Source organism: Maridesulfovibrio sp. (genome assembly GCF_963676065.1).
In the GTDB taxonomy this organism is placed as follows: Bacteria; Desulfobacterota; Desulfovibrionia; order Desulfovibrionales; family Desulfovibrionaceae; genus Maridesulfovibrio.
The window spans coordinates 874,617-887,297 of record NZ_OY780933.1 but is presented as its reverse complement, the minus strand read 5'-3'; the positions used below and the strand labels follow the sequence as shown (position 1 = coordinate 887,297).

Annotated in this window: 11 protein-coding genes; 6 read left to right on the top strand and 5 right to left on the bottom strand. The window is 46.3% G+C overall.

Annotated elements, in window-relative coordinates; genetic code table 11:
* Window positions 1-179: 179 nt before the first annotated feature.
* Entirely contained in the window at window positions 180-1,523 is a 1,344-nt protein-coding gene (locus tag ACKU35_RS03960; RefSeq protein WP_319763358.1) for a glucose-6-phosphate isomerase, read from the bottom strand.
* Between the two features lie 97 nt (window positions 1,524-1,620).
* Complete coding sequence (locus tag ACKU35_RS03955) at window positions 1,621-2,796, bottom strand: pyridoxal phosphate-dependent aminotransferase (RefSeq protein ID WP_319763356.1); 1,176 nt, start codon at window positions 2,794-2,796, stop codon at window positions 1,621-1,623.
* Window positions 2,797-3,129: 333 nt separating this feature from the next.
* Here ACKU35_RS03955 and ACKU35_RS03950 point away from each other — a divergent pair, with 333 nt between their 5' ends.
* The 4 genes from ACKU35_RS03950 (at window position 3,130) to ilvD (ending at window position 7,042) form a co-directional block, all read left to right on the top strand.
* Window positions 3,130-3,483, top strand: coding sequence for a hypothetical protein (locus ACKU35_RS03950; protein WP_319763354.1), 354 nt, complete (start codon window positions 3,130-3,132; stop codon window positions 3,481-3,483).
* Window positions 3,484-3,504: 21 nt separating this feature from the next.
* On the top strand, window positions 3,505-4,194 hold the full coding sequence (gene ftsE / locus ACKU35_RS03945) for a cell division ATP-binding protein FtsE (protein ID WP_319763352.1): 690 nt from the start codon (window positions 3,505-3,507) through the stop codon (window positions 4,192-4,194).
* Entirely contained in the window at window positions 4,188-5,069 is an 882-nt protein-coding gene (locus tag ACKU35_RS03940) for a permease-like cell division protein FtsX (protein ID WP_319763350.1), read from the top strand. The genes ftsE and ACKU35_RS03940 overlap by 7 nt, the downstream gene beginning before the upstream one ends.
* Before the next feature lie 305 nt (window positions 5,070-5,374).
* Window positions 5,375-7,042, top strand: coding sequence for a dihydroxy-acid dehydratase (ilvD, locus tag ACKU35_RS03935; protein WP_319763349.1), 1,668 nt, complete (start codon window positions 5,375-5,377; stop codon window positions 7,040-7,042).
* A gap of 98 nt (window positions 7,043-7,140) precedes the next feature.
* Here ilvD and ACKU35_RS03930 read toward each other — a convergent pair whose 3' ends face one another.
* Complete coding sequence (locus ACKU35_RS03930; RefSeq protein ID WP_319763347.1) at window positions 7,141-8,100, bottom strand: UDP-glucuronic acid decarboxylase family protein; 960 nt, start codon at window positions 8,098-8,100, stop codon at window positions 7,141-7,143.
* A 262-nt stretch (window positions 8,101-8,362) separates the two neighbouring features.
* On the opposite strand from ACKU35_RS03930, the gene ACKU35_RS03925 reads away from it, so the two are divergent.
* The gene (locus ACKU35_RS03925; protein ID WP_319763345.1) at window positions 8,363-9,466 is read left to right on the top strand and encodes a DUF362 domain-containing protein; all 1,104 of its coding nucleotides are present in this window, start codon (window positions 8,363-8,365) and stop codon (window positions 9,464-9,466) included.
* A gap of 109 nt (window positions 9,467-9,575) precedes the next feature.
* On the opposite strand, the gene ACKU35_RS03920 is transcribed toward ACKU35_RS03925, so the two are convergent.
* Window positions 9,576-10,253, bottom strand: a complete 678-nt coding sequence (locus ACKU35_RS03920; protein WP_319763343.1) for an HAD family hydrolase — start codon at window positions 10,251-10,253, stop codon at window positions 9,576-9,578.
* A 110-nt stretch (window positions 10,254-10,363) separates the two neighbouring features.
* On the opposite strand from ACKU35_RS03920, the gene ACKU35_RS03915 reads away from it, so the two are divergent.
* Window positions 10,364-11,506 carry a geranylgeranyl reductase family protein gene (locus ACKU35_RS03915; protein WP_319763341.1) on the top strand — a complete coding sequence of 381 codons (1,143 nt, stop codon included), beginning with the start codon at window positions 10,364-10,366 and terminating at the stop codon, window positions 11,504-11,506.
* Between the two features lie 41 nt (window positions 11,507-11,547).
* Here ACKU35_RS03915 and ACKU35_RS03910 read toward each other — a convergent pair whose 3' ends face one another.
* Complete coding sequence (locus ACKU35_RS03910) at window positions 11,548-12,426, bottom strand: DMT family transporter (RefSeq protein ID WP_319763339.1); 879 nt, start codon at window positions 12,424-12,426, stop codon at window positions 11,548-11,550.
* Between the last annotated feature and the right edge of the window lie 255 nt (window positions 12,427-12,681).

Below are 12,681 nucleotides of genomic sequence, written 5' to 3'. Positions count from 1 at the left end.
GCTTGCCTATTCGTGCCTTAAAGATAGTCAGTAGTAAAGAAAAAGGAAAAACTTGAGATGTTTCCCAAGTTTTTCCAGACATACTTAATTCAAACTAAAAGTGATTCTTAAGAGGCTTAGCTCTTTAGCCTCCAGAGTCGAAACACGATTATCAAAAAGAGCGATAGCGCATCAACTTCCTAAAATTCCTGCTCTTCACGCTTAATATTCAAAAATGAATCAAGGCTGTCTTTTTCTTTTTGCAATCCATCAGCACCAAGCCTTGCTTTAGCCAGCAGCTTGCCCATTTCAACGGCAGGCTGGTCAATGGGATTTATCTCTATAAGCCAGCCGGTGAAAATAGTTGCCGCCATGAGCAGCCCCATAAGCCGTCCTGCGGATTCTTCAGAATCGGACCCCATCTGCATTTCAACAAGAGGAACTTTATTGGCGGAAAGGGCCATTTTCGTTCCCAGAGCTTCGGCATGGATCAGCTCACCGAAACTTTTTCCTTTGAGGTAAGCGAAATTGTCCGGGATATCGTCCGTGAAGGAAGCTCCTTCAGGAAGGGAAGGACAGGTAAGGAACAGGCATCCTTTATTGCGCGGCCCATCGAGAAACATCTGGTTCACTGAATGCTGATCCGTGGCTCCTACTGCCGGAAGCGGCTGACTGCCTTTACCGTCTTTGCCGAGACTTTCGGCCCAAAGCTGAGCGAACCATTGGCCGAAGCAGGCCCATTGAGGAATATATGAAAAAAAGATGAGTTCGTTATAGCCTTCTCCCATCAGCCCTGAAGCCCAGCAAGCCAGCTTGAATGCCGGATGATTGCCTAGGGTATCACCATTTAAATCGGGAGCGGCAAGGGGTGAAAGGACATCGGAAGCACCTTCCACCATTGAGCGGTAATCAATGCCCATAAACATGGCAGGAAGCAGCCCCACAGCAGAAAGAACGGAATATCTTCCACCGAGGAAATCAGGAACTTCGAGGGTACGTACAGAATATTCATCAGCCTGCTCGCGCAGAAAACCTTTTTCCTTGTCTGTGACAAACAAAACATTGCGATTCCAGTTATCACCTAGATCCTGCTTGAGTTTATCACGGATAAGAAAATACTGACTGATGGTTTCAATTGTGCCTCCGGATTTGGAAACAACCGCCACCAATGTTTTTTCAAGGGGAAGTTTTTTCAGGTAGGCATCGAGTGTCTTCGCGCAGACATTATCCGCAATCCAAAGCCATGGTCCTTCATGACCGGGCTGATCCTGCTGCGGAAAAAACGCTTTTTGCAGGGCTCTTGCTCCCAATGCCGAGCCGCCTATGCCCAGCAGAAGCATATGGTCAAAACTTTTTACGTATTCTTCAAGGCCTTCCAGATTATGGAGCAGAGAAGCCATAAAAGGCATGGAGCAAAATGGAAGCTTGCCATCAGCCACTTCTCCGCTGAATCTTGCAGCGATGGATGCCGCGGAATCGCACTGAGATTCCGAATCAAGCCTTTCGTACCAGCTGTCGGTCCAATCAAGAATGTTGGCAGCCATATTCGATCTCCTGGTATAGGTTGCAGCCTCTCCCGGAAGTCATCACCGGGAGAGGCTGATTTTATATTAATCAAATATGACTATATTTACGTAATTTTTATTTTCCCATCAACACTTTACCGATTTTTTCCAGAGAATTTTTGAGAACTTCATCATCCACAGCATAAGAAATGCGGATGCAGCGGTCATCACCGAAGGCGGAACCGGGCACGAGAGCCACGCCGGCTTCTTCCAGAATCTTGGTACACATGGAAGCGGAATCAGGTGTTTCTTCAGTGTAAAAGGAATCAAGAACAGGGAAAAGATAAAATGCCCCATCCGGCTTCGGACAGATAACACCGGGCCATGAAGTAATGATTTCAAGAGCGAGATCACGGCGGCGTTTGAATTTAACTGTCATTTCATCAATGAAATCCCACGGACCTTCAAAAGCGGCAAGTGCAGCCTTCTGAGCCATAGTATTCACGTTGGATGTGGATTGGCCCTGAATCTTGACCATGGCTTTTACCAGATCAGCATGAGCCAGTGCAGTACCCACACGCCAACCGGTCATAGCGAAACTCTTTGACAGAGCGCCTACTATGGCTACATCTTCGGGATTCTTTTCCCAGAAATTAGCAAGGGTGGAGTATTCAGCAGGAGTATAGACCAGACGGTCATAAACTTCATCGGAAATGATAAAGATTCCCTTGGACTTGGCCCAATTAGCGATCTCGGTCAGCTGCTCCTGCGGATAATGACAACCGGTTGGGTTCGAAGGAGTATTCAGGACCAACAATTTTGTCTTTGAAGTACAAGCTGCTTCAAGATCCTCAATTTTGGCCAAAAAACCGGACTCGGCAGTTGTGGGCACGATAACAGGCTTACCTTCCGCCAGCTCTACCATGTCCGGATAGCTGACCCAGTAAGGAGCAGGGATAAGCGCTTCGTCACCCGGATCAATAAGGGCCATGAACAGGTTATAAAGTGAATGTTTTCCGCCATTACTGATAATGGTGTTTTCAGCTTCAGCTTTAGCACCGTAGAACTTACCATAATAATTGGCTACTGCTGCGCGTAATTCGGGAAGCCCCGGAACGGCGGTATAACGATGAAAACCGTCATCAACAGCTTTCTTCATGGCTTCGCAGACATGTTTCGGGGTGGGAAAATCAGGCTCGCCAACTGCGAGGCTCACGATTTCCTTACCCTGTGCACGCAGTTCCTGTGCCTTGGCGTTAACTGCCAGAGTTGCGGACGGCTTTGCCCTCATAAGTCTTTCAGAAATTTTCATATCTCTTTCCTGCTGCTTGAGTTATATGTTTATCCACGGCCATTGACGCTGCTTAGACATACCCCGTAACCAACCAATTCAACCAGTTAAACTATTGAATTTATTGCAGCTTTCTAAACAAGCCAAGATGTCAGGATAGTTACTCGGGTCCATGCTCTAATCGGGAACTTAATTGAAAACAGCAAAAACGTAAATCTTTCTGATGAACATATCCAACTTTACAGATATGTTTTTTAGATGTTGAAGAATTCCCGTCCAGAAACGCTGCTGAGATATTGTATTTTGCAAAACAGCCTTACCCCTGCTACAAACCGAATCGAGGAGTTTAATAAAATGATCCAGAGATTTTTCATATTGACTGTACTGCTTGCCAGCCTTACGTCCTGTGCACCTGTTATAATAAAAGGTGATGTCACTTCTGATACCGGATCTGACCTGGGCCCGGTAGAAATGTCAGCTCTTAAGCAGCGTGGACTTAAAACCTACACTGTTAAAGCGCAGTTGCCTGATGAAACCGTTTTCAATGGCGAAATGGGTTCCGGTCAACAATCCGTTACTCTTTACAGCCACGACGGGGTAAGTATGAAATGCGATTTCATACTTAATGACCGGATTCAGCAATTCGAAGGCGGCGGCACCGGTAGCTGCACCACTTCCGACGGTCAGAAGCTGAAGGTTAAATTCTAAATATTATTCACGGTGGCATAAATGATCCGGATCAACCGGCTTTCGTACAACTTCGGCTCCAACTGGGCTTTGAAGGACATTTCCCTGAATATCGAAAAAGGGGAATTCATTTTTCTTACCGGACATTCCGGCGCCGGCAAAACCACCCTCATGCGCCTACTGTATGGAGCTCTTCCGCTTACACGGGGCCAGGCTTCAGTGGCCGGCTACGACCTGCACAATATCAAGCGCGGACAGATTCCCATGCTGCGCCGTGAACTCGGGGTGGTCTTTCAGGATTTTAAAATTCTGCCCGGACGCTCCGTTTACGAAAACGTTTCCCTTGCCCTGACCGTACGCAGCATGCCCAAATCAATAGTTGATAAAAGGGTCAGGGCTATTATCCGCGCCCTCGGACTTGAAAAGAAAAGCTACTCAAAATGCAGCAGCCTTTCCGGCGGTGAACAGCAGCGGGTTGCCATTGCCCGGGCAATGGTGGTCAATCCGAAACTCATCATTGCGGATGAACCCACAGGTAATCTGGACTTTGAGCTTTCCCTGCATCTCATGGACGTTTTCAAACAATTTAACACCCATGGAACAACTGTGGTCATGGCCACCCATAGCCGTGAAATCCTGCGCTATGTACCGGACGCCAGAATAATCCACCTTGAAGACGGTCAGGTCTGCGAAGCCCCGGAACACCTTACTGCGGAGCGTTGCCCATGTTAACGCTTTTCTTCAGACTCCTCGGCAGGGGTATCCGTGATATGGGACTCCATCCGTGGGCGAATATCTTCACCCTTGTGGCTGTCACCATGGTCTCAATTCTGGCCGGTCTGTTCATGCTGACCATGCATAATGTGAATCAGGAACTCCTGAAGAGCAGGGGACAGGTCGAAATACAGATTTTCTGGTCGGCCGATACACCGGTAAAAGAGTATGAAAAGCAGTGGGCAGACCTTAAAAAGCTAGAAGGGCTCAAAGATATACGTACCTTTACCCCTGAAAATGCCCTGAAACAACTCTCTGAAGCTCTAAGTGACACAGACGATTTTTCATGGCTTGGAAAGACGAGCAATCCACTTCCTCCAACAGCGCTGCTCTCTTTTTCCGTTAAATCCGGAGTTGAGAATGAACGCTGGGCGGCTGATTTATTACGCAATCTTAAAGCTCTTCCATTTGTGGACAAGGTACATTATAATCCACTACAGATTGACCTTGCACGGGGCTGGATAAATCTTACTCAGTCAGTAGTCTGGCCCATAATCGGTTTTCTCGGACTGGTGGTCGGACTGGTGGTCGGCAACACCATGCGCCTCTCACTCATGACCCGCAAAGATGAAATAGAAATACTTTATCTCGTAGGTGCCAAGCAATGGTTCATCCGCCTTCCGCTATTAACCGGCGGGGCCCTGCTCGGACTGATAGGAAGCAGTGCAGCCCTTGGTATCCTTTATACTGCACAGCTTTTTTTCGCTGACATTCTGAACTTTCCGCCACTATTCATGAAACTGACCTTCCTGCCTCCTGAACAATGCCTTATACTGACAGGAACCGTCACCATAATCGGGATGCTGAGCAGCTTTGTGGCTGTTAAGAATTAATTTTGATCTGATGCGCTATCGCGCTTTTAGATAATTTTATTTCGCCTCCGGCGGCCAAAGGGGATAATCCCTTTTGGAATCCTTATTAGTGTAATTTACAAATATTTTTCTCCAAACACCTGTTTTTCGATGGTTGTTTGATTGAAATTTCCAAAAGCACAAATTTATAACCTAAAACCAGAACCCCAATTACAAGTTTTGGGATTCTTAAACCTTATCCAAAAGGGTTTAAGGCCCCCGGCAGGGACCGTCGGTAGACTCCCAAAAATGACGGCCGGAGGCATACCAACCAGGAGAGAATTATCATGAGAAGTAAGAAAATGACCGGTGGGCTGGAAAAAGCCCCGCACCGTTCCCTGCTTTACGCACTTGGCATGTCCAAGGACGAAGTTAACCGTCCCTTGATCGGTGTCTGTAACGCGGCTAACGAAATTATTCCCGGCCACGTTCATCTGAACAACATCACCCGTGCGGTAAAAGACGGTGTGCGCCTCGCAGGAGGAGTCCCCATGGAATTTCCGGCTATCGGAGTCTGTGACGGGCTGGCCATGAACCACGCCGGCATGCGCTACTCCCTGCCCAGCCGTGAAATCATCGCCGACTCTATAGAGATTATGGCTACCGCTCATCCTTTTGACGCACTGGTGCTTGTACCCAACTGTGATAAAATCGTACCCGGTATGCTCATGGCCGCCCTGCGTTTGAACATTCCCACCATCGTAATCAGCGGCGGTGCCATGCTTGCTGGACGTAAGGACGGAAAAAAAGTCGATCTGATCACCGTATTTGAAGGTGTTGGTCAGGTTAAGACCGGTAATATGACCGAAGATGAACTTTCAGTGCTGGAACAAAGTGCCTGCCCCACATGCGGCTCATGTTCCGGTATGTTCACCGCGAACTCCATGAACTGCCTTTCCGAGACAATCGGTTTAGCGCTGCCCGGCAACGGCACCATCCCGGCAGTTATGGCCGAGCGGACCAGACTCGCCAAAGCCGCAGGTCAGCAGATTATGACTCTGCTTGAAAAAGACATCAAACCGCGTGACATCGTAACTGAAAAAAGTCTCAAGAACGCGGTAACAATGGATATGGCTCTTGGTTGCTCCACAAATACCGTTTTGCACCTGCCCGCTATTTTCAACGAAGCAGGTCTCAAGCTGGACCTGACCGTTTTTGATGAAATCAGCCGCAAGACTCCCAACCTGTGCAAACTTTCCCCTGCAGGTCCCAACCACATTGAGGACCTTAACGCAGCCGGCGGAATTCAGGGTGTTATGGCCGAACTGGCAAAATCAGGACGCATTGAACTTGATCCAATGACCGTTACCGGTAAATCCGTTGGTGAAAACCTCAAAGAACTGAATGCCGGAATTACTGATCACAATATTGTCCGTCCGATTGATGACCCTTATTCCAATGAAGGCGGCATCGCTGTACTTTTCGGGAACATTGCTGAAGACGGCTGCGTAGTAAAGCAATCTGCTGTTGCACCGGAAATGATGAAACGCTCTTGCAATGCCAAAGTTTTTAATTCCGAGGAAGAAGCTGTTGAAGCAATCCTTGGCAATAAAATCGTCAAAGGCGATGCTGTGGTAATCCTTTATGAAGGACCCAAAGGCGGCCCCGGCATGCGTGAAATGCTGACCCCCACCTCCGCTATTTCCGGTATGGGACTCGGCGCGGACGTGGCCCTGATCACTGACGGACGCTTTTCCGGCGGTACCCGCGGCGCGGCAATCGGCCATGTTTCCCCGGAAGCAGCATCAGGCGGTGCAATCGGTCTGGTCAAAACCGGTGACGTGATCGAAATCAACATCCCCGAACGTTCCATAAACCTGATGATAGATGAAGCTGAAATGGAAAAACGCAGGGCAGCATTCAAACCTATTGAAAAAGAAATGCCTTCCGCTTTCCTTAAACGCTACAGCCAGAACGTAACTTCAGCATCCACCGGTGCTGTTTATAAAAAATAATTCCTGCTCCCAAAAAAAGGGGCGAACCATTTATATGGTTCGCCCCTTTCAAATTTGCCTTCTGAATTCCTTCCAAATATTTTCCGTCTTTACTTGTCTTATTTCTTGAAAATATACTCTAAATCCAAAGTCTTGAAATAATCTATCGTGCTGACTAGGCCTTTATCCAACTGAATGACAGGTTCCCAGCCAAGCTCTTTGGCTTTGGTTATGTCCGGCTTGCGCTGCTTGGGATCATCTCCCGGCAGGGGCTTAAAAATTATTTCAGAACCTGAACCGGTCAGCTCTATCACTCTCTCCGCCAATTCACGAATGGAAAATTCAACCGGGTTGCCGAGATTGATCGGTCCGGTAACTTCATCCGCTGAATTCATAAGAATAATAAAACCGTCAATAAGATCATCAACATAGCAGAACGAACGGGTCTGTGATCCATCACCGTAAATGGTTATGGGATTATCCATCAGGGCCTGTGTTATAAAATTTGAAACCACACGGCCGTCATTTGGATGCATTTTCGGACCGTACGTGTTGAAAATACGCGCCACTTTGATGCTTACCTTGTGCTGACGGTAATAATCGAAAAAAAGTGTCTCAGCGCAGCGTTTGCCTTCATCATAACAAGAGCGGGGACCGATGGGATTTACGCTGCCAACATAGCTTTCTGGCTGAGGATGCACTTCAGGGTCACCATAAACTTCCGAAGTTGAAGCCTGAAAAATTTTAGCTCCTGTACGTTTGGCCAGGCCAAGCATATTGATAGCCCCATGCACGGAGGTCTTGGTGGTCTGTACCGGGTCATGCTGATAGTGGATTGGTGAGGCAGGACAGGCAAGATTGTAGATTTCATCAATTTCCAGATAAAGTGGAAAGGTTACGTCATGCCGGATAATTTCAAAATTCGGGTTACCGATAAGATGAGCTACATTGGATTTGGCACCAGTGAAAAAGTTATCAACACATAAAACATCACAACCGTCATTCAGCAGACGTTCGCAAAGATGTGCTCCAAGAAATCCAGCACCACCGGTCACTAAAACCCTTTTTACTATATGCATTCCAAGCTCCAGATTACCTGATTACATTAAGCATATTAAATTGCTGATCAGCTTATTTTCAAACATACACAAATATTTAATCCCATGAATGTCTTTCCATATAAATCAACCCTGTCCTGAAAGCTACCAGAAGCATTCAACACTTTTTCATTTTATCCATGACTTAAAAATAGACAATACCGACAGCAGATTATACCTTAAGCCGACAAAAGCCTATCAGGTTATTTATTACATATCTATTTGAATAAAAAGGGGAAGTATCATGTCCAAAGTATATTTCTGGAATTTACGCACCAGCCGCAAATCTCCGCATGCCTTGAAAATAAAAAAACTGCTCAAGCAGTCCGGCCTTAACGCAATCATCGATCCAGGTAATCTCGTCGCTCTGAAAGTCCATTTCGGGGAAAGCGGAAACACGGGATACCTGAATGCTCTTAACCTTCGACCTATCGTTGATTTCCTTAAAAAAGCAGGGGCGAAACCCTTCTTCACCGATACAAGCACCCTTTACGTCGGTGATCGTGGTGAATCAGTTTCTCATGGGTTGCTGGCAGCGCGGCACGGCTATGATCCCAATCTAACCGGCGCTCCGGTCATGTTCGCTGACGGTCTACGTGGCGAATATGAGACAACCATACCTTACAGTGGAGAGCATATCTCTGAAGCTTATGTTGGTGGAATGTTTGTGGAATCAGACATGATGGTTACTCTAAACCATGTTAAGGGACACGGTTTGGCCGGCTATGGCGGTGCCATTAAAAATATCGGGATGGGCTGTGCTTCCAAAAAAGGAAAGATGCATATTCACGTATCCACCAGCCCGCATCTGCATCCTGAAAAATGTACCGGATGCGGGGTCTGTATAAATGAATGCGCGGCCAAAGCTCTGGATATCGATGATGACGGGAAAATCTATATGAAAGAAGAATGTACAGGTTGCGGACGATGCTTCCTATCCTGTCGCTACGGAGCTATTTCTATAGATTGGAAGAGTGACGTGGATATATTCACCAAGAGACTCATCGAGTACAATAAGGCGATTCTGGACCAGCTTAAACGTCCGGCCATGCATATAAACTTTCTTACGAACATTACCCCGGACTGTGACTGCCACGGCTATAGTGACGCGCCGATATGCCCTGATCTTGGAATAATGATTTCAGCCGATCCGGTAGCAATTGATCAAGCATCTTTAGATATGATCAACGCAGCGCCGCCGCTATACCCAAGCAGACTGCCCGAAGGGCTCAGTCAGGGCGACGATAAGTTTAAAGCACTTACCCCGGACACACCAGATAGCTTCGGCCTCAAATATGCTGAGAAAATAGGACTTGGCTCCCGAAACTACAAGCTTGTAACCATATAAATGTGAACAGGCATAGATAATCAGTAAATTTCACTGTTTTTATTCATAACCAGTTCAAAAAAGTCGCAATATATTTACTTATATTGCGACTTTTTTCGTTTATCTACAGCTAATTGTTCAAAACTAATCCTTCTTTTTCAAGCAATTGAATTAATTCTGAACAGTTTGCAGCAACAAAATCAGGATTGGATTTTTTTAACTCTTCAACAGACATGCGCCCCGTAGCAACCCCCGCAGTCATTGCGCCCGCTCTTTTGCCGGTTTCAATATCCATCGGGTGATCTCCTACCATGAGAGAATTTTCGGCGGAGACTCCTATTTTTTCCAGCGCCTTGAATAAATGTTCCGGGTGCGGTTTTACGTTTTGAACATCTTCCCTTGAAAGAAAACAACCGGATATATCATCAATGTCCGGGACCAGCTCCCTCACAGCGGATGCGGTATTGCGGGTGATGATTCCGGTCTTTACTCCTGAATTACGTAAACTGGAGAGGATTTCACAGGTAAAAGGGAATAGCTTTCCATTCCGCGCGGCCTCCACTTCCATAGTGATTATCAGGAAACGGCAGCGGGTATGAAATTCTTTGCCGAGATCAGGGTCATCTGCGGAAAGACAATCAGCTATAAAATCAACCCATTCCAGCGCCGGAATATCATTTTTTTCCGGCAGAGGATCAAGAAAAGCACTTCCAAGTGCCTTGAGTCTTTTCTTCATCTCATCGAAATCAATGGTTAATTCAGCCAAAGTACCGTCAAAATCAAATATGATTGCTTCTATATTTTTCATAATCCGTAAAGTTTTATGCGGTCTTGCTTGCCCAAGTGATCTTCAAACGCTATAAAAACACCACTTAATCAAGCAGATATTCCGGTTTTGAACAGTTTTCAGGAGTTAATGTGTCAGGTAAATTTGATGTTATTATTGCAGGCGGGGGGCCCACAGGATCTACCGCCGCAACTGTCCTTGCCGCAAAAGGTTTCAAAGTAGCGCTGATCGATAAGGCCGAGTTCCCCAGAAAAAAACTCTGTGGAGGTCTTTTAACCTTTAAGGCGACAGAAGTATTAAATAAAATCTTTGAGTGTGATGTTGATTGCCTGAAAGAAAAAGGGATAATCAACTATGAATCACCTGAATATTCCATCAATTATCGCGATTACAATATCCGGGACGCGGAATCATCCATACCTTTCCGTTTTGTGGACCGGATGGAATTTGATTACTTCCTTCTGCAAAAAGCCGCAAATGCCGGAGCCCATATTTTCACAGGTGAAGAAATAATCAGCTGTAATTATCATGATGCAGAAATAAAAACCGCATCAAATAGGATATTCAGGGGTAAATACCTGATCGGCGCGGACGGAGTGCATTCAACCATACGTAGCTATCTGCCCTATGATAAAAAGAAATGGCGTAATGATATGGCGTCCACCATTGAAATTATCTTTGATGAAAAGGATTACCCGCGCAAGATATCAAAGCCCGAGCTTTATATCGGCCACTTAAGAGCCGGATACATCTGGGTATTTCCAGCTAAGGGAAAAGTTGTCACCGGAATCGGAGCGCTGAAACGCTGCACTGAAAATTTCAAAAAAACATATATGGATTTCCTGCGTAAACAAGGAATCAGCAACCCCGAATCCTTGCACATGCAGGGATATCCGCTTCCATACGGAAACTTCATGGAAAATCCATGCTTCGGCCACACTTTACTGGCCGGAGATGCTGCCGGACTGGTAGAACCGCTCTTCGGCGAGGGTATCTTCTATGCCATGCAGACCGGTCGCTACGCCGCAGAATCCATTGCCCGCGGAATTAACGAAAATAAATCGCCTGATAAATTCTATCTTGAAAGACTTGAGAAATACGTTTTACCTGAACTGCGCTACTCCAACCGTTTACGCTGGACGCTCTTCTATTCTCAACCGCTGCTCAAGCACATGTCATTTAAAGTCGCCTTTAAATCCATGCCTAGAATTCTAGCCGACATGGTTCACGGAGTGCGTTCGTATAAGTTTTTGTTGAAAAAACACTGGGATTGATTGCTCTATATGTCGTAATATTTTTAAATTAACATGAAATACTAAGACTTAATCTGAGACAACAACATACCGCAAAGCATCAGCGAACAACCTATCAGGCCCTGAGTTGTGAGCATTTCACCCAGCAGCAGCCAGCCTGATAATGCCGCGAAAACCGACTCCAGACTGAGAATAATCGCCGCGTGGGCCGGCTTGGCATCCTGCTGGGCAACAACCTGTAAAGTATAGGCTACCCCGACAGACATAAGTCCACCGTAAAGGATAGGCACAATCCCTGCCCAAAGACCGGATAAAGTCACGGTCTCGACAGCGAATGCGCCGATGAAACTCAAAACAGAGCATACCGCAAACTGTCCGGCAGCAAACTTTACCGGATCTACCTTGCTGGCCAGCAGTGAGATGACCACAACATGCGCGGCAAAGAAAAACGCGCAGCAAAGAACCATTAAGTCACCGTATTCAATATGAAAACTTTCATTGACTGAAAGAAGATACATTCCAATAACAGCCAGTACAGCTCCTATCCAGGTGGGAAGACCCGCTTTCTGCTTGAAAAATAAGCCCAGAATAGGGACAAAAACCACATACAAACCTGTTATAAACCCGGCATTACCTGCTGTGGTATAAACAAGACCCCACTGCTGAAAAGTAGCGCCCAGAAAGAGAGCGCCTCCGGCAATCAAACTGCCTTTTATGAAACTGCTCTTATCCACTTCCAGATAAGTACCGTCTTTCTTTTTTTCCCGGTCAATACGCTTGATTAAAGGCAGCAGTGCAGTAGCCCCCAATGCAAAACGAACCGCATTAAAGGTTAACGGTCCCATGTGATCCATACCGACCCGCTGGGCTACAAAGGCTGCTCCCCAGATGATGGCTGTGATAAGCAGTAAAATATCCGCTTTAAGACTTTTGCTGTTCATGTATTCCCTTCGACGGCGTTTCAGCAGGACCAGAGAAAATTTTTAAATCAAGTTTCTCTGGACTCTTCAAAAACTTTTATCGGAGCTTATCCGTTGCAGTAATAAAATTTTAGCCGGTAATTAAAACCGCACTATCAGCAAAGATAGTGCGGTTTTAATTTGAAAATATAATGTTCGCGCTAAGTGCCAAACATACTGAAATTTTTTTATAGAAATGGAATCCGGGAGGGAAAACTTTTGCAAAAATTTTCCCCC

Bases quoted from the DNA above. Each gene is read 5' to 3' on its own strand.
- ACKU35_RS03960 (WP_319763358.1), bottom strand. From the start codon at position 1,523: ATGGCTGCCAACATTCTTGATTGGACCGACAGCTGGTACGAAAGGCTT.
- ACKU35_RS03955 (WP_319763356.1), bottom strand. From the start codon at position 2,796: ATGAAAATTTCTGAAAGACTTATGAGGGCAAAGCCGTCCGCAACTCTG.
- ACKU35_RS03950 (WP_319763354.1), top strand. From the start codon at position 3,130: ATGATCCAGAGATTTTTCATATTGACTGTACTGCTTGCCAGCCTTACG.
- ftsE (WP_319763352.1), top strand. From the start codon at position 3,505: ATGATCCGGATCAACCGGCTTTCGTACAACTTCGGCTCCAACTGGGCT.
- ACKU35_RS03940 (WP_319763350.1), top strand. From the start codon at position 4,188: ATGTTAACGCTTTTCTTCAGACTCCTCGGCAGGGGTATCCGTGATATG.
- ilvD (WP_319763349.1), top strand. From the start codon at position 5,375: ATGAGAAGTAAGAAAATGACCGGTGGGCTGGAAAAAGCCCCGCACCGT.
- ACKU35_RS03930 (WP_319763347.1), bottom strand. From the start codon at position 8,100: ATGCATATAGTAAAAAGGGTTTTAGTGACCGGTGGTGCTGGATTTCTT.
- ACKU35_RS03925 (WP_319763345.1), top strand. From the start codon at position 8,363: ATGTCCAAAGTATATTTCTGGAATTTACGCACCAGCCGCAAATCTCCG.
- ACKU35_RS03920 (WP_319763343.1), bottom strand. From the start codon at position 10,253: ATGAAAAATATAGAAGCAATCATATTTGATTTTGACGGTACTTTGGCT.
- ACKU35_RS03910 (WP_319763339.1), bottom strand. From the start codon at position 12,426: ATGAACAGCAAAAGTCTTAAAGCGGATATTTTACTGCTTATCACAGCC.